Consider the following 24420-nt stretch of genomic DNA (forward strand, 5'->3'; position numbering starts at 1 on the left):
CCCGCCGCCGGCTCCTGATGCGAGCGCCGAGTGGATTACGGCAGGACCAGCGGCCCCCGGTCCCTGCCAGACGCGTTAGCGAAGCCCCAGGAACGACAGGAGTGCGATGACGATGACGACTGCGCCGACCAGATAGACGATATTGTTCATGAGATTTCCCCTTTCGTGGGGTTAAGGGAGTGAAGGGATCGCGTGCTGTGTCCGCAGCGACTCACGACACACGAGCTTTTGTTGTACTCTACAGAGTTCGCACGCTCGGTGCGCCAGCGCGCATTGCGGGCGCCAGTCCCGAGTGTGGAAGAGCATCAGGACCCCCGCTGCCGGAAGCGGACTCCACATCGGGTCGGCGTTTCCACCAAGACGCTTCCCCCGGCGGTTACCCAGGAGAGGCTTCAGCCCGGCGTCATCGTGAATCCACCTTGTCGAAACCAGGACATCACGTAGCGCCCGTCACCAAGGACTGCCATGTCGAATTTGTCGAAACCCGGCGCCGCGGTGCCGGCGGGAACGGGCTTCTGGGTCGCCGTAAAGAAGGCCGCCGGCCGGCTGCAGGACTGGTTCGTGATCCAGACGGTGGCCGTCAAGCTGACGGTGCTGGTCATGACCATTCTGATCCCGGTGACCAGCATCTATTCGTTCTCTCTCGTTCAGAAGCAGGCTGCCCTGGCAGAGCAGGTCAGGAGCATGGCCGTTGCCGGGAACGCGGGCGACGGGGTGTGGAAACTCAAGGACAACCTGCCGGTGGTCCTTGGCAGCGGCTCGTTGCTGAGCTTCCTGGCCGCGAACACGGCCGACAGCGTCACGGTGATCTACAAGCCACTGATGTGGAATGTCTCCGAGCGCATCGTTCTGGTCGAAGCACAGGGCACGCAGCATGCGTATTACCCCAGTGACATGGAGACCAAGATCTTCGCCGACAAGGCGGTCAGCGCGCCTTGGGGCAGCAAACTGCTCTTCATTCCACGTAGCGAGCTCAGCGCCGGCAGCCTCGAATTGCTCGATCGTCTGGATGAGCGCTTCGCTGGTGCCCGCCCGCAGTCCGAGAAGGATGGCTGGAAGGCCGGCGTCAGCGGCGTGCTGTCGGCCACGCTCGCGCTCGGCCTGCTGGCTTTCCTTTTCGTCCAGTTCAAGGGCCAGTTCAAGTCGCTCAAGTTCATCGAGCCGGCGCAGGTCCAAGGCTCCATCGACGACCTGGTGGGCATGGACGATATCAAGGCCGAGGTGGCACAGATCAAGGATCAGTATCAGCGCCGAGCGGAGTATGCCGAGTACGGCATCATCAAGCCCTTCAATGTGATGTTCAGTGGTCCGGCCGGGTCCGGCAAGACCAAGCTGGCAAGCTATCTGGCGAAGGAACTGCGGCTGCCGATCCTGTTCCATTCGGCAGCCAACCTGGAAACGGGCTTCGTCGCCGGCGGCTCAAATACGCTCAGTCGCATTCTGGCCATGGCCAAGCGGCGCAGGCGCTGCATCGTCTTCCTGGACGAGGCGCAGGATCTGTTCATGAAACGGGGGGGTCGCCGCAAGTTCGACGACGACACGGCGAACACCCTCTTGTCGGTGCTGGATGGCGTGCGCAGCCGGAGCGAGGCCGAGATCATCTGGATCGTGGCCAGCAACTTCAACAGCGAAACCTTGCCGATGGACGAGGCCATGCTGCGCCGCTTCCAGATGAAGGTGGACTTTCGCCTGCCCAACCGCGAGGAGCGGCTGGCGATCATCGGCCACTACCTGAACCAGCGCGCCAACAAGGTTCTGCCCGACCTGGATCTGCACGATGTCGTCGAAGTGACCGAGGGTCGCAGTCCGGCCGACCTGGAGACCATTGTCAGCCAGGCTGGCATCACCGCCGTGCAGGCCGGCGAGATGATCGGCGCCGAGACGCTGATGCAGGCGGCCGAGCGCGTGCTGGTGGGTAACGTCAACACCCATACTACCGAGGAGCGCGAACGTGACCGCCGTATCATCGCTGTGCACGAATGGGGCCACTTTCTGGTTGACCTCGATCGCGAACGCCATCTGGCCAATGGCGACTGGGAGCAGATCCTGGCCGATATGAAGACCATCAAGATTTCCCTGAAGGCCAATCCACGAACCAATGCATTAGGCTACGTTTTTCACAAGCAGGCGGCCAACCTGCTCAAGACCAGAGGCGACATCGAGCACGAGGTGCGTGTGCTGCTGGGCGGTATGGCCAACGAGGAATTGTTTTTTGGCGAGGAAGGTACCACCAACGGGGCGCACAACGACATTACCCGCGTCACCCAGATGTTGTACCACGCGGTGGGCGAAATGGGCATGTACCGCAAGACCCGCCTCAACTTCGGTGCACTGGACCCTGACCGCGACCGCGGACGCCGCGAAGTGGACGAGGAGACGCGCGGCATCATGGAAGCCCAGAGCGAGCGCCTGTACGGTGAAACCAAGGCCGTGCTTGCCCAGAGCAAGGCGCTGACCGAATATCTGGTCGGCAAACTGCTGGATGCCGGCGAGATGAGCCTGCACGAGGCGCTCCTGGAGATCCGTCGCTTCGAGGCAGCCTGATGCCGTTTCGCTTGAGTAACGGGCTCTGGGTACGGGCGGATTCAGTCTCCGACGACAGCTACGTCTGCCAGTCGTCGAATTTTGCCGTTGCCAGGACAGTTGTCGTGCGTATCACGCCGCTTCGGCGGCGGTCTTAGCGGCCTCCTGGGCCGCCATCCGACCGGCGGCGAAGGCTTGCCGGTTGAGTTCGACGATTTCCGCCTTCTTGCGCGCAAAACGCTTGAGGATGCAGTTTTCGAGGACTTCGGCGGGGAAGGGCAGGTGGTCGGCGATCGCCCCGAGCATCACCGTATTGCCCAGCCGGAGGTCGCCGAGTTCGCTGGCAATCGCCGACGCATCGAACGAGAACACACGCGTCCCGGCGGCGCGCATCGCGGCAACCGGATCGTCGGGATAATCGTAGAGACCCAGTTCGACGACCGGTGGCACGAGGCGGCCGGTATTCATCAAGACCAGCCCGTCGGGACGCAGCATGTGCCGCCAGCGCATCGCTTCGGCGGCCTCGAAACCGAGCAGTACATCGGCGGAACCCGGCGTGATCTGCGGCGATAGTACTTTCGTGCCAAAGCGCAGGTGCGACGAGACGACGCCACCGCGCTGCGCCATGCCGGCGACCTCGGTCTTCTTGACGTCATGGCCGAGCGCGATCGCCGCCTCGGCGAGGATCTCGGTGGCGGTCATTACCCCCTGGCCACCGGTGCCGACGACGAGAATGTTGGTGGTGTCGAACTTGTTTGTCTCAGGCATCGCTACGGAACCTTTCCCTGCTTGTTACGGGGTCTGCGCAAGCGCTGCACTTTTCCGGACCACCTTGATGGGCATCGCCAGCGTGTCGACAGGCACGATCGCGTCGGGCGCGCAGGGTTTCAGGCACAGACCGCAGCCGGTACAGGCGGTGCTCTCGATGCGCACGAAAGCCAGGTCAACTTCCTTGCCGCTCGCCTTCTTCACTCGGTCGCGGCGCGTCACGTGGATCGCCGGGCAGCCGACATCGATGCAGTTGCCGCAGCCGGTGCACTTGCTCTCGACCACCGTGAACGGCTTGAGCGCGTGGTAGTCCTTGATCAGCACACACGGCTGGCTGGTGATGATCACCGACGGCTCCGGGATCCTGGTCTCGTCGCGCAGCGTGCGCAACAGTACCGGCAACTCGTAGGCGTTGACCACGTGCACCCGTTCCTCGCGCACGCCGAGCGCCTTGACCAGCCTGGCAAAATCAATGCGCGGCGCATCGCTGCCGTGGATGTCGCGGCCGCTGCCGGGATTGTCCTGGCCGCCGGTCATGCCGACGGCACGGTTGTCGAGCAGCAGGACGGTGACGTTGCCACGGTTGTAGACAATGTCGAGCAGGCCCTGCATGCCCATGTGCAGGAAGGTCGAATCGCCGATCACGGCGACGATCTTCCTGTCTTTCTCTGCGTCGCTGCGCCCCTTGTCAAGGCCCAGCGCCATGCCCATCGAAGCGCCCATCGAGATGCAGGCGTCGAGGGCGTTCCATGGTTGGCCGAAGCCCAGCGTGTAGCAGCCGATGTCACCCGAGATGGTGACGTTGCGCAACTGCGACAGCGTGTAATACACCCCCAGATGCGGACAGGCGACGCACATCGTCGGTGGGCGCGGAAAGACCGGCATCGGCGCCGTTCCTGCGAGTTCGGGTAGCGCCTCGCCAAGCAGACGGGCGACCGCCGGTTTGAGGACCTGCGGCGACAACTCGCCGGATAGCGGCAGGATGTCCTTGCCGCTGACGTGCATGCCCTGCGCTTTCAGTTCGGTCTCGATCAGTGGCTCGACCTCTTCGACGACGACCAGGCGATCGCACTGGCTGGCGAACCGGCGCAGGCTGTCGAAGGGCAGCGGAAAGGAAAAACCGAGCTTGAACACCGGCGCGTTCGGGAAGCTCTCGCGAACGTGCATGTACGCCGGCCCGGAGGCGACGAAGCCGACCCGGCGATCGCTGCCCGGCTCGACGATGTTGAGTTCGGAAATCTCGGCTTCGGCGCGCAGACGGCGTTCGCGGTCGAACATCAGCGGCAGGCGTCGACCGGCGGCGCTCGGCACCATCACCCAGCGGCCGACATCCTTGGTGAAACCGGCAACCGGGCGCTCGCTGCGCTCGCCAACGCTGACCAGGCCCTTGACGTGACAGATCCGCGTCGTCAGGCGCAGGATCACCGGCGTCTCGAAGCGCTCCGAAAGGGCAAAAGCGGCGAGCGTGAAGTCGTGTGCCTCCTGCGAATCGGCCGGTTCGAGCACGGGCACATGCGCGAAACGACCCCAAAATCTCGAATCCTGCTCGTTCTGCGACGACGACAGGCCGACGTCATCGGCGATGGCGATCACCAGACCGCCGGCGACGCCGGTCAGGGTCATGGTCATCAGGGCATCGGAAGCGACGTTCATGCCCACGTGCTTCATCGCGCAGAAACTGCGCGACCCGGCCATCGCGGCGCCGAAGGCGACTTCGAGCGAAACCTTCTCGTTGACCGACCATTCGGCGTAGATTTCGCGATAACCCGCCACGCATTCCAGCATCTCGGTTGCCGGGGTGCCGGGATAGGCCGCCGCCACCCGTACGCCGGCCTCCCATACGGCACGCGCCACCGCCTCGTTGCCGGACATCAGAAGCCGGCTGGGCGCTGTCGTGGGCGGGGCGGACATCACTGCTGCTGCCGTCATGGCATCTCCTCGGGCGAAAAGGCGTTTCTCGGACAAAGGCGAGACACTAGCGTGACCAGCGCGCGCCAGTGTTGACACAGATCAAACTCCATACCGGATGACCCGGCTGGTAGCCACCCGGCGCAGCTTACACCAAAGCCGGTCTGCGTATGCCTCGAATCAGCCGCGGGGCGGGGGCTTCGCGGCGCCTTAGCCGGCGCCCAGGGCCAAAGCCACTCGGTAGGTGACGAACGAAGCGGCATAGGCGAGTGCGAAAAGGTAGCCCGCCATCAGCAGGGGCATCGTCCAGCCACCGGTCTCGCGTTTGACCGTTGCCAGCGTCGATAGGCATTGTGGCGCGAAGACATACCAGGCCAACAGCGATAGCGCGGTGGCCAGACTCCAGTTTGCAGCGATCAGCGGCGCCAGCGCCTGCGCGGTGTCCTCGCCTGCCGTCGCGAGCGCGTATACCGTGCCCAGGGCGCTGACCGCGACTTCGCGCGCTGCCAGGCCAGGGACCAGTGCGATGCTGATCTGCCAGTTGAAGCCGATCGGTTCGAACACCACCGCCAGCGCCTGTCCCAGCATGCCCGCCAGGCTGTACTCGATCGCCGGTCCGGTGGCGCCTTCCGGTGGTGCGGGAAAGCTTGCCAGAAGCCACAGCAGGATCGTGAGAATGAGGATGATGCCGCCAACCCGCTTGAGGAAGATCGCCACCCGTTGCCAGACGCCGAGGCCGACGTTGAGCGGCGTCGGCCAGTGATAATTGGGCAGTTCCATCATCAGCGGACGGACCTCGCGTCCCGCCGCGGTGAAGCGCTTCAGCCCCCAGGCGACAGCCAGGGCGCCGACGATGCCGGCAAGGTACAAAGACAGCAACACCAGCCCCTGCAGTTCCAGCATCCCATAAACTTCACGCTGCGGCACGAATGCGCCGATCAGCAGCGCGTATACCGGTAGCCTTGCCGAACAGGTCATCAGCGGTGCGATCATGATGGTGACCAGGCGATCACGCGGGTTGGCGATGGTGCGCGCGGCCATGATGCCGGGGATGGCACAGGCAAAGCTCGACAGCAAGGGGATGAACGAGCGGCCGCTGAGCCCCACGCCGCCCATCAGGCGGTCGAGCAGGAACGCTGCGCGCGGCAGATAGCCGGACTCTTCGAGCAGGAGAATGAAGAAATAGAGAATCACGATCTGCGGCAGGAACACCAGGACCCCGCCGGCACCGGCGATCACGCCGTCCACGATCAAGCTCCTGATCCACGTGTCCGGCAAGGCCGCACCGATCGCCTGGCCCAGCCCGGAGGTGGCTGCCTTGATCAGGTTCATCGGTGTTTCGGCCCAGGCGAAGACCAACTGGAACACCAGGAACAGGATTGACGCCAGTAGCAGCGGCCCGATGATCGGATGCAGGACGACCCGGTCGATGCGGTCGCTCGGCGTGTGCGGCACGATCTCGTCCAGACCCAGATTCTGCAGGATCTGGCGCACCGCGACATGGTCGGACTGGTTGCTGTGGGGATCGCCGATGGGGGCCGCATGGCCCGGGATGGGCGTGTCCGCCGTGGCGCGGCGCCAGGTCTGCTGATCGTCGAACAGCGCCAGCAGGGGTTCCGCGCCCGTGTGCCTGATCGCGACGGTGCTCACCACCGGCATGCCCAGTTCGGCGGACAGCCTTTCCGGTACGATCCTGAGTCCGCGTTTCTCGGCCAGGTCGGTCATGTTGAGGGCGACCACGCAGGGCAGGCCGAGACGCTTCACGGCCAGTGCCAGTCGCAGATTGCGCCGCAGATTGGTGGCGTCAACGACACAGACCACGAGGTCCGGGCGCTTTTCGCCGGCGGCACGGCCGAACAGGACGTCACAGGTCACCCGCTCGTCAGGCGAACGCGGATACAGGCTGTAGGCTCCCGGCAGATCGAGGACACGCAGCGTCCTGCCGGCGGGGGTCGTGAGCCGCCCTTCCTTGCGTTCCACCGTAACCCCGGCGTAGTTGGCGACCTTCTGCCGACTACCGGTGAGCAGGTTGAAGAGGGCGGTCTTGCCGCAGTTTGGGTTGCCCACCAAAGCGAGCAGGGGCCCGCTCGGGTGGAAGTGAATGACGGCCTCGTTCATGCCACGATCTCCTGGGTGTCCGTCTGGTCTACCGGGGTGACTCCGATGCAGGCCGCCTCGGCTCTTCGCAAGGCGAAGGTGGACTGGGCGACGCGCACCACCAGCGGGTCGCCGCCAGGTAGGCCGCGGGCCATCAGCATCACCCGTTCGCCGACGATGAAACCGATTTCCTCCAGCCAGCGTGCCCATTCCGGCGCGGCAGTTGGGGGCTGAACGTACTGCACGGCAAGCGCCTCACCGATCGATGCCAAATCGAGCGTCCGGACGGAACATGCCTTGCTGGTGTCTGTCACATCAGTCAACTCAATCTCCTGAAGGGGTTTGCTCGCAAAGGCGCTTCGCAATCCGTAAGCCGCGGGCAATGCCGCGATGTGTCAGGGCTTCCGGGCAGCGACAGCCCAACTGCCGATCAGCTTTTGTTGCGAACGATTCTTATTGTACACAAGAAATCCTGCGACTGGCAAAGAGTCTCGTGCATGAATTGGTTGCCGGATATTGCACGATATAAAATTAGATTTTACAATGCGAGATAAGCTTGCTTGCTGCACTGCGGTACCGCGTAGGGCAGCAACGTATTACCCTCGTTGCTGGCGCAAAAACTGCGCGCAGCACAACTTTTCATTTCACGATTCTGCAGATCAGGAGACAAATTCATGGCAGCTCTGCCCGAAAACGCGCTGTCGGCCAGCATCAGCGATGCGGACCCCCAAGAAACCCAGGAATGGCAGGACGCGCTTAGCGGCGTGATCGACCAGGAAGGTCCCGATCGTGCCCACTTTCTGATCGAAGGCCTGATTGCACAGGCGCGCCAGGAGGGGATCGACATCCCCTACAGCGCCACTACCGAATACGTCAACACCATTCCAGTCGAGCGGCAACCGAAATATCCCGGCAACGCGGACATGGAAATCAGGATTCACAACTACATCCGCTGGAACGCCATGGCGATGGTCGTGCGCGCCAACAAGAACAGCAACGTCGGCGGCCATATCGCCTCCTTCGCCTCGGCGGCGGCCCTTTACGATGTCGGCTTTTCCTGGTTCTGGCATGCCCCCTCGGAACAGCATGGCGGCGACCTGATCTTTTTCCAGGGGCACTCGGTCCCCGGGGTCTATGCGCGTGCTCACCTGCTCGGGCGCCTGACCGACGAGCAGATGGACTGCTTCCGCCAGGAAGTCGACGGCAAGGGCATCTCGTCCTACCCGCACCCCTGGCTGATGCCGGATTTCTGGCAGTTTCCGACGGTATCGATGGGTCTCGGCCCGCTGCAGGCCATCTATAGCGCCCGCTTCATGAAATACCTCGACAGCCGGGGTTTCATTGAAGCCAGGGACCGCAAGGTCTGGGCCTTCCTTGGTGACGGCGAGACGGACGAGGTCGAATCCCTGGGTGCCATCGGCATGGCGGCGCGCGAGAGGCTCGATAATCTGATCTTCGTGATCAACTGCAATCTGCAGCGCCTTGACGGCCCGGTGCGTGGCAACGGCAAGATCATTCAGGAGCTCGAAGGCACTTTTCGCGGTGCTGGCTGGAACGTCATCAAGCTGATCTGGGGAACCAACTGGGACACGCTTTTCCTGCGCGACAAGAAAGGCATCCTCAAGCAGCGGATGATGGCTGCCCTCGACGGCGAATACCAGACCTTCAAGGCCAAGGACGGGGCCTACGTGCGCGAGCACTTCTTCAACACGCCGGAACTCAAGGCGCTCGTCGCCGACTGGACCGACGACCAGGTCTGGGCGCTGAACCGTGGCGGCCACGACATCTTCAAGATTTTCAGCGCCTACAAGAGCGCGGTCGAGCATCAAGGCCAGCCGACCCTGATCCTGGCCAAGACCATCAAGGGCTTCGGCATGGGCCAGGCAGGCGAAGCGATGAACATCTCGCATCAGCAAAAGAAACTCGATTACGAAGCGATCAAGCGTTTTCGTGACCGTTTCAACCTGCCGGTGCGCGACGATCAGGTCGAGGAACTGCCCTACCTCAAGTTCGCCGAAGGCTCGCCCGAACTCACCTACATGCGCCAGCGGCGAATGGACCTCGGCGGTTACCTGCCGAAGCGTCGACGTACCGCGCCGGCGCTGGAGGTGCCGGCACTGGCTGCCTTCGATGCGCTGCTCAAGGCCTCGGGCGAGGGGCGCGAGGTGTCCACGACCATGGCCATCGTCCGTTTCCTCAACATCCTACTCAAGGACAAGAAGGTCGGCCGGCACGTCGTCCCGATCGTTCCCGATGAATCACGCACCTTCGGGATGGAGGGTCTGTTCCGCCAGATCGGCATCTGGAATCAGGAAGGCCAGAAATACGTTCCGGAAGACCACGACCAGTTGATGTTCTACAAGGAGTCGAAAGACGGCCAGGTCCTCCAGGAAGGGATCAACGAGGCCGGTGCGATGAGCGACTGGATCGCCGCCGCGACGGCATATTCGGTGCATGGCGTGCAGATGATCCCGTTCTACATCTGTTACTCGATGTTCGGCCTGCAACGCACGATGGACCTTTGCTGGGCGGCCGCCGATCAGCGCTCGCGTGGCTTCCTGATCGGCGGCACCGCCGGCCGGACGACACTAAACGGCGAAGGCCTGCAGCACGAAGACGGCCATTCGCTGGTGCTCTCCAGCCTGATTCCGAACTGCCTGAGCTACGATCCGACCTTCTCCTTCGAAATCGCCGTGATCATGCAGGAAGGCATGCGCCGGATGTATCAGGAACAGGAGGACATCTTCTATTACGTCACCGTGATGAACGAGAACTACGAGCATCCGGAAATGCCGGTCGACGCTGCGGCCGACATCCTCAAGGGGATGTACCTGTTGCGCCGCGGCCATTCGTCGGACACCAATCCGGCTGCGCCGCGCGTACAGTTGCTCGGTTCCGGGACGATCTTCCGTGAAGTGATCGCCGCTGCCGAGTTGCTCAAGAACGACTGGGGCATCGATGCCGACCTATGGGGTTGCCCGAGCTTCACCGAACTGGCGCGCAACGGCAACGACGTCCAGCGCTGGAACATGCTCAACCCGATCGCCAAGCCGAAGCTGTCGCACGTTGAAAGCTGCCTCGGCGACACGCGCGGCCCGATCGTCGCGGCGACCGACTACGTGCGCATGTACGCCGAGCAGATCCGTCCATTCCTCAACCGTCGCTACGTGACGCTGGGCACCGACGGCTTTGGTCGCTCGGACACGCGCGCGAAGTTGCGCCATTTCTTCGAGGTCGATCGCCGCTGGGTCACCGTGGCCGCCCTGAAGGCTCTCGCCGACGACGGCACGATCGAGCGCGGCAAGGTCGCCGAGGCGATCGCCCGTTACGGCATCGACGTGAACAAACCTAACCCGACGACGGTTTAAGGGAGCCCTCTGATGAGTCAATTGATCGAAGTAACAGTCCCCGACATTGGTGATTACACCGACGTGCCGGTGATCGACATCTGCGTCATCGTCGGCGACGTGGTCAAGGTCGATGATGCGCTGGTGACCCTGGAATCTGACAAGGCGACGATGGATGTGCCGTCTTCGGCAGCCGGGGTGGTCAGGGAAATCCGCGTCGCACTCGGCGAAAGGATTTCCGCAGGCGCCGTCGTCGTCGTCCTCGAAGCATCCGAGCAGGCTGCCGCGACGCCGGTCGCCGCCGCCCCCCTTGCCGCCCCAGTTGCGGCGCCAGCGCCGGCTGTTGCCGCGGCAGTTCCGGTGGCAGTCCCTGCTGGTGGAGCGGTCGAGGTCAAGGTGCCCGACATTGGTGACTATCACGATGTTCCGGTGATCGACGTGTGTGTCAAGGTTGGCGATACGGTCAAGGTCGATGACGCGTTGGTCACGCTCGAATCCGACAAGGCAACGATGGATGTGCCCTCGTCGGTGGCCGGGGTGGTCCGCGAGATCAGGGTCAAGCTTGGCGACAAGGTCTCCGAGGGCGCAGTAGTCGTCGTCGTTGACAGCGGTGGTGGCTCTGCTGTCGTTGCCGCTGTTCCCGCTGCCGCCGCGCCGGTCGCGCCGGTCGCGGCGGAACCGGTGGTCGCCAGTGTTCCGGTGCCGGCGGTGCCAGCTGCGACGCCGGGTGTTGGCCTGGCCCCCGGCGCCCGGACGCATGCCAGCCCGTCGGTGCGCCTGCTGGCCCGCGAACTCGGCGTCGATCTCAACAAGGTCACGGCCAGCGGACCAAAAGGCCGCATCCTCAAGGAAGACGTCACGGCTTACGTCAAGGGTGTCATGACCGCCGTCCCGGCGGTCGCCGTGGCTGCCGCACCCTCGCTCGGCGGCGGTCTCGACCTGCTGCCCTGGCCGAAGGTCGACTTCGCCAAATTCGGCGCCGTCGAAATCAAGCCTCTGGCGCGGATCAAGAAGATCTCCGCGCAGAACCTGGCGCGTAACTGGGTGATGATTCCCGCGGTCACCTATCACGAAGACGCCGACATTACCGACCTGGAAGCCTTCCGCGTGGCGATGAACAAGGAGAACGAGAAGTCGGGACTCAAGATCACCATGCTGGCTTTCCTGATCAAGGCCTGCACGGTGGCCCTGAAGAAGTTCCCCGAGTTCAACAGTTCGCTGGATGGCGACAACCTGGTGCTCAAGCAGTATTACCATGTCGCCTTCGCGGCCGACACGCCAAATGGCCTGGTGGTGCCGGTGATCAAGAACGCCGACCAGAAATCGGTGGCCCAACTGGCCATCGAAAGTGGTGATCTGGCCAGGAAGGCGCGCGACGGCAAGCTTTCGCCGGCCGAGATGTCCGGGGCCTGCTTCACCATTTCCAGCGTCGGCGGCATCGGCGGCACGCACTTCTCGCCGATCGTCAATGCGCCCGAGGTGGCCATCCTCGGGGTCAGCAAGTCGGTCATGAAGCCGGTCTGGAACGGCGCAGCCTTCGCGCCGCGCCTGATCCTGCCGATGTCGCTATCCGCCGACCACCGCGTCATCGACGGCGCACTGGCAACCCGCTTCAACGTCTTTGTCGCGCAACTCCTCGCCGACATGCGGCGCGTGCTGCTCTGATCGGGAGAAGAAAATCATGAGCCAGATCATTGAAGCAAAAGTGCCCGACATCGGCGACTATCACGATGTCCCGGTCATCGACGTGTGTGTCCAGGCCGGCGACACGGTCAGGATCGATGACGCCCTGATCACCCTCGAATCCGACAAGGCGACGATGGACGTCCCGAGCAGCGTCGCCGGCGTGGTCAAGGAGGTGAAGGTCAAACTCGGCGACAAACTCTCCGAGGGCGCGGTGGTTGCCCTGATCGAGAGCGGTGGGACTGCCGAGGCAACCGCCACGCCAGTAGCTGCCGGCGCGCCGCCGGCAAGCGCCGCCCCGGCGTCGCAGGCAGCGGCGCCGATCACCGGCAGTGCCGACCTCGAATGCGAGATGCTGGTTCTCGGCGCCGGACCGGGGGGCTACTCGGCGGCTTTCCGCAGTGCCGACCTGGGGATGCAGACGGTGCTCGTCGAGCGTTACGCGACGCTCGGTGGCGTCTGCCTGAACGTCGGCTGCATCCCCTCGAAAGCGCTGCTGCACATCGCCGGCGTAATGGAAGAAGCGCAGCACATGGGCGATTGCGGCGTCAGCTTCGCTGCCCCGAGCATCGATCTCGACAAGCTGCGTGCCCACAAGGACAAGGTCGTCGGCAAACTGACCGGCGGTCTTGCCGGGATGGCCAAGGGGCGCAAGGTCCAGGTCGTGCAGGGCGTCGGCCAGTTCCTGGACCCGAACCATCTCGAAGTCGCGCTGGCGGACGGTGGCAGGAAAGTCATCAGGTTCGGGAAAGCGATCATCGCTGCCGGTTCGCAACCGATCGCGCTACCGTTCATGCCCGACGACCCGCGCGTCGTCGACTCGACCGGTGCCCTCGAACTGCGGCAGATCCCGCCGCGCATGCTGGTCGTCGGTGGCGGCATCATCGGCCTCGAAATGGCCAGCGTCTATTCGGCGCTCGGTTCGCGCATCACCGTCGTCGAACTCGGGGCGGTACTGATGCCCGGGGCCGACCGCGATCTGGTGAAGGTCTGGGAAAAGAAGAACGCCCATCGTTTCGACCGCATCCTGCTCAACACCGGCGTCGTCGCCGCTGCGGCCAGTGCCGATGGCATCGAAGTCACCTACAGCAGCGACGAAAAAGAGCGCTTCGATCTCGTGCTGGTGGCCGTCGGTCGCTCGCCCAACGGTCGCAAGCTCGCTGCCGAGAAGGCCGGCGTCGCGGTCAATCAGCGCGGCTTCATTCCGGTCGATACGCAGTTGCGCACCAACGTTCCGCACATTTTTGCGATCGGCGACATCGTCGGGCAACCGATGCTCGCGCACAAAGGGGTGCACGAAGCGCACGTCGCCGCCGAAGCCGCGCACGGCGGCAAGCGCTGCTTCGACGCCCTGCAGATCCCGTCGGTCGCCTACACCGACCCGGAAATCGCCTGGGCCGGCAAGACCGAAGAGCAATGCCGGGCCGAGGGGATCACCTACGGCAAGAGCGTCTTCCCCTGGGCGGCTTCGGGGAGAGCCCTGGCCAATGGCCGTGAGGAGGGCTTCACCAAGCTGATCTTCGATGAAACGACGCATCGCATCATCGGCGGCAGCATCGTCGGTACCGACGCCGGCGATCTGATCGGCGAAGTCTGCCTGGCGATCGAAATGGGCTGCGACGCCACCGACATCGGCCACACCATCCACCCGCACCCGACGCTGGGCGAGTCGGTGGGGATGGCGGCGGAAGTCTATGAGGGCGTGTGTACCGATCTGCCGGCGGTCAAGAAGAGGTAGGCAACGACGCCGTTGGCCGCAAGCGACGCCGCCGCACGTGCAGTTCGGTGGCGTTTTTTTGCGGCGTAGCTTGCTCTGCATCGCTTCTTCTCGAAGATTAGCACGAGGTCGGTGGGTCGTCGGGTTGCCATTTGAGGCTCCCGACGATATCGACGAACACAACGCCGAGGTCGCCAGACTCTTTCAGCGGAGGACTTGTCTGGAACCACTTGCTTCCATTATCAACAGTAAAATCCAGCCACACTGTTCGAAGCTGACTCGGTTGTTGAGGGGTTTGGGGTCAAAGGCATTGCGTCGCTCGGGCCGATTGATGACAATGCGGGCGTTGCCCCCGGCCTCGCCAGCGATTTTGTAGCCGGCGTACCCGGAAAAGCGTGGCTGCCGGGAGCGAGCGGAGCGGATCACGGGGGTGGGTTTGTACGCTGACGGGTAACGGCCAGTAATCCCGTTGCTGACGATGGCGGTGTGACGATGGCCATGATCAGGGAGCCGCACGGCTGCCGGGGGCGATCACTTTCGAACGGGAGGGTGACATGCATCGCAGGGTACTCGCTGGTGACCGACTGGTAGCGGCTTTCCTGATTGGCTGCGTGCTGTTCAATTATCCGCTGCTTTCCCTGTTCGATCGGCACACGCAGATCTTCGGCATTCCGCTGGTCTTCGCCTATGTCTTTTTCGCCTGGGCGACCGTGATCGCGGTGATGGCGTGGGCCGTCGAACGTCGTTTCAAATAGGCTGCCCTGACGATGCTTGAAGCGCCAGTCGTCATCGCCGTCTCGCTGTGCTATCTCGGCTTGCTGTTTGCCGTAGCCTGGTGGGGTGACAAGCGCGCCGACCAGGGCAAGTCGATCATTGCCAGCCCGACCATCTACGCCCTGTCGATGGCCGTTTACTGCACGACCTGGACCTTTTATGGCAGTGTCGGGCGCGCCGCGGTATCGGGAATCGGTTTTCTGCCGGTCTACCTGGGTCCAACGCTGGTCATGGCACTGGGCTGGTTCCTGCTGCTCAAGATGATTCGCATCGTCAAGGCCAACCGCATTACGTCGATTGCCGATTTCATCTCCTCGCGTTACGGCAAGAGCCATCTCCTCGGTGGCCTGGTCACCATCATTGCCGTCGTCGGCATCATTCCGTACATCGCCCTGCAACTCAAGGCGGTCTCCAGCAGCGTCAGCCTGTTGCTCAGCTACCCGGACATCGTGATGCCGGACCGCAGTGCGACGATGTCGGTGGCGGCCGACATGAGCTTCTACATCGCCCTGATCCTGGCGGCGTTCACGATTGTCTTCGGAACCCGGCACCTCGATGCCACCGAACGCCATGAAGGCATGGTGGCGGCGATTGCGCTGGAATCCGGAGTCAAACTGGTGGCCTTCCTGGCCGTCGGCGGGTTCGTTACCTACGGCCTTTACGATGGGTTCGGCGACATCTTCGAGCACATCACCACAAACCCCGAGCTGCGCCATCTGGCGACCGCGATTCCGTCGGGCGCCGGCTATACCGGCTGGTTCTCGCTGATCGTGCTTTCCGGCATGGCGGTTCTCTTCCTGCCGCGCCAGTTTCAGGTCGCGGTGGTTGAAAATGTCAACGAGGCGCACTTGAAGCGTGCCGCCTGGCTGTTTCCACTGTATTTGCTGCTGATCAATATCTTCGTGCTGCCGATCGCGCTTGGCGGGCTGCTGCATTTTGCCGGGCAGGGGGTCGACGCCGATACCTTCGTCCTGACCCTGCCGATGTCGCAGCGCCAGGAGGGGCTGGCGCTGTTGGTGTTCATCGGTGGCCTGTCGGCGGCGACCGGCATGGTGATCGTCGAAACCATTGCCCTGTCGACGATGGTCTGCAACGATCTGGTGATGCCCTTGCTGCTGCGCCACAAGCGAATGGCGATCGAGGAATCGAAGGATCTCTCGGGGGTGCTGCTCAGTATCCGGCGCGGCTCGATCGTGCTGATCCTGCTGCTGGGCTACCTCTACTTTCGGCTCGCCGGCGAAGCGTACGCCCTGGTGGCCATCGGGTTGATCAGTTTCTCGGCGGTGGCCCAGTTTGCCCCGGCGATGATCGGCGGCATGTACTGGCGCGGCGGAACGCGCGGCGGGGCCCTGGCTGGCCTGGCGGCGGGCTTCATGGTCTGGGCCTATACCTTGCTGCTGCCGTCGTTTGCCAAGTCGGGCTGGCTTCCGGACGAGTTCCTGACGCAGGGCCTGTTCGGAATCGAGCTGTTGCGACCCCAGCAACTGTTTGGTCTCGGCGGCTTCGACGAAATCTCCCACTGCCTGTTCTGGAGTTTCTTGGCCAATATCGGCGCGTATGTCGGGGTCTCGCTGCTGCGGCCGCCAATGGTCGCCGAGGCGACCCAGGCGACGGTTTTCGTAGACGCGCTGAAGAATAACGGACCGGTAGGGGCCGCCTTGTGGCGCGGACGCGCGAAAGTCAGCGACCTGCAGGAACTGGTCGGGCGCTTCCTCGGCCCGACACGGGCGCAAACGCTGTTCGTGGCCTATGCGCGCAGGCGAGGTCATGCCGACGGCGTGATGCTCGAAGCCGACGCGCAGTTGGTGCAGTTCGCCGAATCGCTGCTGGCTGGCGCCATCGGCAGTGCGTCGGCGCGTGTCATGGTGGCTTCGGTGGCCAAGGAGGAGCCGCTGAGTATCGAAGAGGTCATGCACATTCTCGACGAAGCATCGCAGTTGCGCACCTACAGCCGCGAACTGGAGCGCAAATCGCGCGAGTTGACGGCAGCCACGCTGGAGTTGCAGGAAGCCAACGAGCGCTTGCAGGAACTTGATCGCGTCAAGGACGACATCATGTCCTCGGTGACGCACGAGCTGCGTACGCCGCTGACATCGATCCGCGCCTTTTCGGAATTGCTGCGCGACGATCCCAGGATGCACCTGGCGGATCGCGAGCGTTTTCTCGGGCTGATCGTCAGCGAGGCCGAGCGACTGACGCGATTGATCAATCAGACCCTCGATCTGGCGAAGATCGAATCGGGACGCGCCGACTGGAATGGCTGCGAGCTCGACCTCAAGGAGGTCATCGAGCAGTCGATTGCCGCGACCAGTCAACTGTTTCGTGAGAAAGGAGCGGACGTGGAACTCGATCTGCCCGATAATCCGCCGTTGATTCTTGCAGATCGCGATCGACTGATTCAGGTGATGTTGAATCTGCTTTCGAACGCGGTAAAGTTCCTGGCGCCAGGAAGCGGTCGTGTTCGTGTCGCGCTGCAGCGGCTGGCGGATGGACTCGAAGTCAGTGTGGCCGACAATGGGCCCGGCATTCGTGCGGAAGATCAGCAACTGATTTTCGAGAAGTTTCGCCAGGTCGGCGATACGATGACCGCCAAGCCTGCGGGTACCGGTCTCGGGCTGCCGATCAGTCGGCGTATCGTCGAACACTTTGGCGGCAAGCTGTGGGTGGAAAGCGTCCCGGGGGAGGGGGCGACCTTCCGCTTCACCTTGCCATTCGCGCCGGTACGGGAGACGGCAGTCGCCGTGGCCGAGGGCGCGTAGATGAATTGCCGCGGAAACTGAGTCAGTGACTCATCCGGTTGCCGGGGTTGGGGAGGGGTCACGACGCGCATGCTCCGTGCACTGCTGGAGTTGCGACTGTTGGGCGTAGTTCATTCACGATCGGAGTGTTGATGAGCAAAAAAATACTGATTGCCGACGACGAGCAGAATATTGTCATCTCGATCGAATTTCTTCTGCGTCGCGAGGGCTTTGCGGTGCTGGTTGCCGGAGACGGAGAAGAGGCTCTGGCGAAGGTGCGTGCCGAACGACCGGATCTCGTTCTCCTCGACGTCATGATGCCGAGGATGAACGGCTTCGATGTCTGTCAGGCCTTGCGTGCCGATCCCGACTTGAGTGGCACGCGCATCCTGATGCTGACGGCCAAGGGGCGCGACACGGAAGTGAGCAAGGGGCTCGGGCTTGGCGCCGATGGCTACATGACCAAGCCTTTCTCCACCAAGGAACTGCTCGCCGAAGTGCGCAAGCTCCTCGGAATGTAGCCGATGAAACCCAACCGACGGCTATTGCTTGCCGTTGCCGCTGCCTGCCTGTTCGTGCTGGTGGTGGTGGTCGGGACAGCGGCCCTGATGCTGGCCAGTGAAGCCGACGCCAGCGGCGGCGGCAGGACTCCCGAAGAGAGAATCGTCGCTCTCGTCGTGCTGACCCTGGCGGCGTGTGCCGTGAGTTGCTGGGTGATCTACAGCCTGTACGGGCTCTACGTCAGTGCCCCATTGCGGATGGCGGAAGAACTGGCGGCCACGGCTGCGCATCGTGGTCTCCGGTTGTTGGGCGAGTATGGCGCAGAGGAACTGCGAGTCCTGGTTCAGGCCGCCAATCAAGTGCTGGCGGTACGCGACGCACTGGAAGTGGATGTCGCCGAGCGCATACGCCAGGCGCGTGCTTCCCTCGAGGAAGAGCGCAGCCGCCTGGCGGCGTTGATGGCTGACCTCAGCCAGAGTGTCGTGGTCTGCAACCTCGATGGCCGGGTACTCCTTTATAACCAGCGGGCCAGGCAGGAACTTTCGAGCGGTACGGATGGCGGGAATGCCGAATTGCTGGGTCTTGGACGTTCGATTTACACGGTTTTTGACCGGGCACTGATCGAGCATGCGCTCGAACGCCTGCAGCAAGCCAGTCGCGAGGGAACGGAGGCGGCGGATAGCCGGAGGCTGCTCGGATCGGCGCAGTTCGTTACGGCGACGCGCGCGGGTCGCCTGTTGCGCGCGCACATGTCGCCGGTGCTTGGTGCCGAGGGTCCGCACCATGCCCGCGTTGGCGCTGTTTCGATCACCGGATTCGTGCTCGTGCTCGAAGACGTCACCAGTACCAACGAGCGGCACGCGCGCCGCGATGCGCTGATTCAGTCGCTGATCGAAGGTGGTCGCGGACCCCTGGGCAGCATCCGCGCCGCAGGCGAAATGCTCTCCGACTTTTCCGACATGCCTGGCCAGCAACGCGACCGTTTTCTGGGCGTCATCCGCGACGAGGCGCGGGCATTGTCGGCACAGTTCGAGAACGCGGCGGCGGCCTTCTCGAACGATTTGCGCGAGCGCTGGTTGCTGGAAGAGATTCTGGGTGCCGAGCTCGTCGCCGTTGCCGCCCGGCGAATCGGCGAGCGGCGTGCCAGCGAACGTCGCGCGCTGGCGGTGAAGAGCGAGAACATCGATGAGGACCTGTGGCTGCGGGTGGACAGCTTCGGACTTCTGCAAGCCTTGCGCTATCTGGCCCTGCGCTTGCAGGACGAGTACGAGGTGCGCGAGGTGCGGCTGTCGCTGACGCGCAGCGGGTCTTTGGCGCAGCTCGATCTGTCATGGCTGGGCACGTTCATGAACAACGAGACGGCGATGAGCTGGTTGCAGGATCCGATGACTAGCGGAGGCGAAATATCTCCGCTGAGCGTCGTCGATGTGATTGAGCGCTGTAACGGCGACATCTGGTTTCAGCGCGAGCGGGTGTCACATCGCGCTTTCTTTCGGACGATGTTGCCGGCCGCCGAGGCGCCGAAGGATCTGCCGCATGCGATCATGGCGGCACCGGAGGGCGAACGTCCCGAGTTCTATGATTTCGATATCTTCCTGTGGTCGGCCGCGAGCCACGAACTCGACGACCGGCCTCTTGTGGAACTGTCCTACACCGTATTCGATACCGAAACGACCGGCCTGTTGCCGTCCGAAGGCGACGAAATCATCCAGATCGGCGCGACACGCATCGTCAATCGTCGACTGCTGCGCCATGAGTGTCTCGATCAACTCGTAGACCCGCGCCGTCCACTTTCGCCGCAGTCAATCGCCATCCACGGCATCACCCCGGATCTGCTGGTCGGGCAGCCGCAGATCGAGATTGTCCTGCCGAAGTTCCATGCCTTTTGCGCAGACACGGTTCTGGTCGGGCACAACGCCGCTTTCGACATGCGCTTCCTGCAACTGAAGGAGGAACAGACCGGGGTGCGTTTCGAGCAACCAGTGCTCGACACCTTCCTGCTTTCGGCCGTAATCCACCCCAACCAGACCAGCCATCGCCTGGAAGCGATCGCCGAACGTCTCGGGGTGTCGGTGTTCGGGCGCCACACGGCGCTTGGCGATGCGATGGTGACTGGCGAAGTGTTCCTGAAGATGCTGCCCCTGCTCGCCGAGATGGGCATCACGACCTTGCGGCAGGCACGTGAAGCCAGTCAGCGGACCTTCCATGCCCGACTCAAATACTGAGTCGGCAACGCGGGCGGCAGCGTTCTCGCCGTATGTCGCGCTGCGCAGTCTGGTGCGCGGGCGAGCGCTCACGGTCGGTCCAGCGGTCAGCGTGCGCGAGGCGCTGCTGCTGCTCGACCGCATGCGGGCAGACGCCGTGGTGGTGCTCGATGAGAGCACCCGGGTACCGCTGGGCATCATGACCCTGCCGGACGTGGTGCGCCGCATTGCCATCGAGGGCGGCGATCTGCAGGCACCGATCGCCGCGGTGATGACCAGTGGCCTGATTACCGTGCCGGCTGACGGCACCGTTCATCAGGCCAGCGTGGTGATGGTCAGGCGCGGCGTGCGCCATCTGGTCCTCACTGAAGCCGACGGCAGTTACTTCGATCTCATCTCGCAGAGCGATCTGTATACGCTGCCGGGCGCGCAGAGCACAGACCTGGTGCAGGCGATCCTGGCGGCACGCGATCTGCGTACGCTGGTTGGCCTGGCGAGCGAAGTCCGTCGCTTTGTTGTCCGCTTGGTCGCCGAGCGAGTGAATGCCGAAGCGCTCTGCCATCGTCTTTCGTCGCTCAACGATTTGCTGACGCTGCAGGTCATCGAACTGGTTGCCGGCCAGTTCGATCTCCCTTACGTACCCTGGTGCTGGCTGGTGTTTGGCTCGGAAGGCAGGCTTGAGCAGACGCTGGCCACCGACCAGGACAACGGGCTGATCTTTGCCGCCGAATCGGATGCACAGGCGAGCAGCCTGCGCACGGCGTTCCTGCCCTTTGCCCGGGCAGTCAATGAGGCGCTCGATGCTTGTGGTTTCCCGCTGTGCAAAGGCAACATCATGGCCAGCAACCCGCAGTGGTGTCTATCCACCAGTGAGTGGCGGAGCGCCTTTTCCGGCTGGCTGGAATCACCACAACCCGAGGCGCTCCTCAATTCGAGCATCTTTTTCGACTTTCGCGCGCTTTATGGGCAGGAGTCGCTGGCCAATGAATTGCGTGCCTGGTTGCTGGCCAGAGCGTCCTCGTATCCGATCTTCCTGCGCGCGATGGTCGAGAACACGCTCAACTGGGAGTCGCCGCTCAACTGGTGGAATGGCTTCCGCTATGATCGGGACAAGGCGTTTCCACATACCATCGATCTCAAGAAGCACGGCTCGCGACCCTTCGTAGACGCTGCACGCATCCACGCCCTGGCAAGCCGGATACCGGATACCAATACGGTCGAGCGGCTACGCGTCAGCGGCGAGAAGATGGGGATGGCAGCGGAGGAGTTGGCGGCGCTGATCGACGCCTTTCATCACATTCAGCGTCTCCGGCTTGAGCACCAGATGCGCAGCGGCGCCGGATCCGACTGTAACCGAATTGATCCCGACGATCTGCACGAACTGGACCGCCTGATCCTGAAGGAATCGTTAAAGCAGGTCCAGAATTTGCAGCGGCGACTGGCGCGTGCGCATGCGCCGGCTTAGGCGGCGTTTCCGTCAGTTCCAGTAGCCTTGCAGAGGGGCTTGTCGCCGGTCCTTCAGGATGTTGCGCGCGTGCGAAAGTTCTCGGGTATGGCCGCCGCCTTGCGTGCCCCGTAATCGTAGAAAACGATGCCGGTCTTGCCGCGTGCGACCTCGCGTTGACTCGATTTCTCACGCATGCACCAGAGCAGGTCGCAGCCCTTGCTGCCGAAATCCCGGGCCGTCATCTGGGCGACCATCACCTCGCCGTGAAACGCTTCCGACTTGTACTGCAGCGCGGCGTCCGCAATGACGATGCCCAGTCCTTCGACATCCAGTTCGGTATACCCGAGCGACTGGAAGAAACGCGCGCGCGCCTCGGAAACCACGGCCAACAGCGCTGCGTTGTCGAGGTGACCGGCGTAATTCATGTGGCTCAGATAGAGCGTGATTTCGGTGGAAAAGGCAAAGTTCTCGGGCAGATCGATCTGGATTCTGGGCATGGTCTAGCCTGTATCGGAGGATTGCAGAGGAAATGTTGCTCGCGTATGGGGTTCCGGAAGGCAGAACCAGCGACGCTGCTCGATTGTCCTCTCTTTTGATGCAAGCGGCGGCGGGCCGATCCGTTGGGGGCTGCCCTGGACGACTCGTATCGGCGTTTTCAGTGGTTCGCGGTGGGCGACATCAGCAGAGCATGCAGGAACCTGTCGGTCCACTTTGCCAGCCAGGCCAGCGCCTTGCGGAGGCTGACGGCTGTGACTTCGCCGGCGGCGATGCTGCGCTGGTAACGCGCGCGTTCAACGATCATCATGATTTCTTCGCGTTTGAGGTCGGTATTCATTTGCTTCTTCCTTGGGTTGTTCTCGGTCCCCGAGAGTGCATCGTTACTTTATTTCCTGGAGGACGTGCGGGCAAATGATCAATTGTCAGCCGATGCGTGAGAATATCTCATCCATATGACTTACCGCCTGCCCCCTCTCAACGCTCTGCGTGCCTTCGAAGCGGCGGCTCGCCACCTCAGTTTCAAGGACGCCGGCGAGGAGCTTTCCGTGACGCCCACAGCCATCAGTCACCAGATCCGGGGCCTTGAGGAGTATCTGGGCTTTTACCTTTTCCGCCGACTGACGCGGGCGCTGGAACTGACGCGCGAGGGCCGGGCGATGCTGCCGAAAGTGCGCGAGGGTCTGGAGTGCTTTGCCGCGGCGATCGAGAACACGCGACAGCACGATGCCGGTGGGCGCCTGCTGGTGACCTCGCCGCCAGCGTTCGCCAACCGCTGGTTGATCCGCCACCTGCCTGCTTTCACCGCTGCTCATCCGGAGATACAACTGCACATGGCGGCGTCGCTGGACACCATCGATGCGCGCGATGTTTCCGGCGTATCGGGACTGGAGGGGATCGACGTTCGTGACGACGAAGCCGAGGTATTCATCCGATTCGGCCACGGTCAGTACGACGGTTGCCGCGTCGATCGTCTGTTCGCTCCAGCCTATGCCGTGGTATGCAGTCCGCGGCTACTGTTGGGGATGCGACCGCTCAACGAACCCGGCGACCTGCGCCGACACAACCTTCTGCATGACGAATCGATCATGGAGTTGCTGGATCGCCCGACCTGGGCCGAATGGCTGCAGGTGGCCGGGGTCAGCGGCATCAATCCGGATACCGGTACGCATTTCAGCGATCCTGGGCTGGTCCTTTCGGCAGCAATCGACGGTGTGGGGGTGGCGATCGCCTCGAAGCCGCTGATCGAAGCCGAGGTCACGGCTGGACGACTGGTGGTGCCTTTCGACATCGTCATCCGCCGCACACAGGCCTACTACCTGGTAGCGCCGGAAGCCATTGCCGATCGGCCGATCGTCAACACCTTCCGGCGGTGGTTGCGCAGCGAGGCGGCGACCGTGGCCGAGGAATGACCCGGTGCCGGTCGCCCTTCTGCCGCGTGAACCGATGCGCGCCGGGCCAGCGCTGCAGTGCGTTGCGGCCGGCGTGATGCCTGTTCGGTCGGGGGCCGCGGAGCGGCCTCGCATCGCCCTCCCTGTCCGTGGATGAGGGTCGTCAGGCAGCGGAGGCCATCATCGGCGATGCATCAGCCGCCGCCGGTTTCGCTTCCGGCTTGGCTGCCACCCTGGCTGCCGGCTTGCTCGATGGTTTGCTCAATGACTTGGCGATCGGTTTGGCCTTGCCTCCGGTCAAGCTACGCACCTCGGCACTCAGTTGAATCACACGCATGGTGAGCAGTTCGACATCGCGCTTGCTGGCCACGACAAGGAAATCCAGTGGCCGAATGAGGCGTTCCTTGACCAGTTCCTCTCCGCGCTGGAATTTGCCGCTGGCGCTGCTCAGCAACTCGGCCGATTTCTCCGCGATCTGCTGGCGCGCCTTTGGTTCGAAGGCCTTGCCCTGTTGTACCAGGGTTTCAAGGGTCCGCGCGCCGCTTTTGCAGGCCAGCGAATAGGCGCCAAGGCCAAAAAGCCAGAATTTGCGTGCAGATTCCAACGGTTTCGTCAGCAACTGCTCGTTGCCAACCCGATCGACCAACGCTGTGAGTGTCTTGCTCATTTGTTTCTCCTTTATCCGACTGGATCTGAAAGGTCTTGCGGCTGCTTGAGCAGCCACCGAAAGCAAGTCTATCGACAAGCTCTAGAGGACACACACTAAAAGCCTGAGTGTTTTCCTCTAGAACGTCGCTCGTGCGATGCGGTATCCTTACGACACTGTG

At 63.1% G+C, this 24420-nt stretch carries 17 protein-coding genes; 10 read left to right on the forward strand and 7 right to left on the reverse strand.

Annotated elements, in window-relative coordinates:
• Positions 1 to 465 precede the first annotated feature (465 nt).
• Positions 466 to 2544, forward strand: coding sequence for an AAA family ATPase (locus AC15MQ_RS16555; RefSeq protein WP_483080713.1), 2079 nt, complete (start codon positions 466 to 468; stop codon positions 2542 to 2544).
• 111 nt (positions 2545 to 2655) lie between these two features.
• Here the strand turns inward: AC15MQ_RS16555 and AC15MQ_RS16560 are convergent, their stop codons facing one another.
• The 4 genes from AC15MQ_RS16560 to AC15MQ_RS16575 form a co-directional block, all read right to left on the reverse strand.
• Entirely contained in the window at positions 2656 to 3291 is a 636-nt protein-coding gene (locus tag AC15MQ_RS16560) for an indolepyruvate oxidoreductase subunit beta (RefSeq protein WP_483080714.1), read from the reverse strand.
• A gap of 24 nt (positions 3292 to 3315) precedes the next feature.
• Complete coding sequence (locus AC15MQ_RS16565) at positions 3316 to 5220, reverse strand: thiamine pyrophosphate-dependent enzyme (protein WP_483080715.1); 1905 nt, start codon at positions 5218 to 5220, stop codon at positions 3316 to 3318.
• 189 nt (positions 5221 to 5409) lie between these two features.
• Positions 5410 to 7317 (reverse strand): ferrous iron transporter B, encoded by a 1908-nt coding sequence (feoB, locus tag AC15MQ_RS16570; RefSeq protein ID WP_483080716.1) that lies wholly within the window; start codon positions 7315 to 7317, stop codon positions 5410 to 5412.
• Positions 7314 to 7610 (reverse strand): FeoA family protein, encoded by a 297-nt coding sequence (locus tag AC15MQ_RS16575; RefSeq protein ID WP_332337450.1) that lies wholly within the window; start codon positions 7608 to 7610, stop codon positions 7314 to 7316. The genes feoB and AC15MQ_RS16575 overlap by 4 nt, the downstream gene beginning before the upstream one ends.
• Positions 7611 to 7970: 360 nt before the next feature.
• On the opposite strand from AC15MQ_RS16575, the gene aceE reads away from it, so the two are divergent.
• From aceE to AC15MQ_RS16615, 8 genes are all read left to right on the forward strand, one after another.
• Complete coding sequence (gene aceE, locus AC15MQ_RS16580; RefSeq protein WP_483080717.1) at positions 7971 to 10664, forward strand: pyruvate dehydrogenase (acetyl-transferring), homodimeric type; 2694 nt, start codon at positions 7971 to 7973, stop codon at positions 10662 to 10664.
• 12 nt (positions 10665 to 10676) lie between these two features.
• Complete coding sequence (aceF, locus tag AC15MQ_RS16585; protein WP_483080718.1) at positions 10677 to 12308, forward strand: dihydrolipoyllysine-residue acetyltransferase; 1632 nt, start codon at positions 10677 to 10679, stop codon at positions 12306 to 12308.
• Positions 12309 to 12324: 16 nt separating this feature from the next.
• Complete coding sequence (gene lpdA, locus AC15MQ_RS16590; protein ID WP_483080719.1) at positions 12325 to 14064, forward strand: dihydrolipoyl dehydrogenase; 1740 nt, start codon at positions 12325 to 12327, stop codon at positions 14062 to 14064.
• Positions 14065 to 14597: 533 nt separating this feature from the next.
• The gene (locus AC15MQ_RS16595) at positions 14598 to 14798 is read left to right on the forward strand and encodes a hypothetical protein (protein ID WP_350496672.1); all 201 of its coding nucleotides are present in this window, start codon (positions 14598 to 14600) and stop codon (positions 14796 to 14798) included.
• 12 nt (positions 14799 to 14810) lie between these two features.
• Positions 14811 to 17576, forward strand: a complete 2766-nt coding sequence (locus AC15MQ_RS16600; RefSeq protein WP_483080720.1) for an ATP-binding protein — start codon at positions 14811 to 14813, stop codon at positions 17574 to 17576.
• A gap of 131 nt (positions 17577 to 17707) precedes the next feature.
• Entirely contained in the window at positions 17708 to 18076 is a 369-nt protein-coding gene (locus AC15MQ_RS16605) for a response regulator transcription factor (RefSeq protein WP_287652328.1), read from the forward strand.
• 3 nt (positions 18077 to 18079) lie between these two features.
• Positions 18080 to 20281 (forward strand): 3'-5' exonuclease, encoded by a 2202-nt coding sequence (locus tag AC15MQ_RS16610; protein ID WP_483080721.1) that lies wholly within the window; start codon positions 18080 to 18082, stop codon positions 20279 to 20281.
• Positions 20262 to 21725, forward strand: a complete 1464-nt coding sequence (locus tag AC15MQ_RS16615; RefSeq protein ID WP_483080722.1) for a DUF294 nucleotidyltransferase-like domain-containing protein — start codon at positions 20262 to 20264, stop codon at positions 21723 to 21725. The genes AC15MQ_RS16610 and AC15MQ_RS16615 overlap by 20 nt, the downstream gene beginning before the upstream one ends.
• A 53-nt stretch (positions 21726 to 21778) precedes the next feature.
• Here the strand turns inward: AC15MQ_RS16615 and AC15MQ_RS16620 are convergent, their stop codons facing one another.
• Both AC15MQ_RS16620 and AC15MQ_RS16625 read right to left on the reverse strand, forming a co-directional pair.
• The gene (locus AC15MQ_RS16620; protein ID WP_287652325.1) at positions 21779 to 22204 is read right to left on the reverse strand and encodes an acyl-CoA thioesterase; all 426 of its coding nucleotides are present in this window, start codon (positions 22202 to 22204) and stop codon (positions 21779 to 21781) included.
• A 158-nt stretch (positions 22205 to 22362) separates the two neighbouring features.
• A complete protein-coding gene (locus AC15MQ_RS16625; protein ID WP_287652324.1) occupies positions 22363 to 22542 on the reverse strand; it encodes a hypothetical protein in 180 nt (59 codons plus the stop codon).
• A gap of 115 nt (positions 22543 to 22657) precedes the next feature.
• On the opposite strand from AC15MQ_RS16625, the gene gcvA reads away from it, so the two are divergent.
• Positions 22658 to 23614, forward strand: a complete 957-nt coding sequence (gene gcvA, locus AC15MQ_RS16630; RefSeq protein WP_287652323.1) for a transcriptional regulator GcvA — start codon at positions 22658 to 22660, stop codon at positions 23612 to 23614.
• 142 nt (positions 23615 to 23756) lie between these two features.
• Here the strand turns inward: gcvA and AC15MQ_RS16635 are convergent, their stop codons facing one another.
• On the reverse strand, positions 23757 to 24260 hold the full coding sequence (locus AC15MQ_RS16635; protein ID WP_483080723.1) for a phasin family protein: 504 nt from the start codon (positions 24258 to 24260) through the stop codon (positions 23757 to 23759).
• Positions 24261 to 24420: the final 160 nt, after the last annotated feature.

The organism is Candidatus Accumulibacter propinquus, assembly GCF_056856495.1.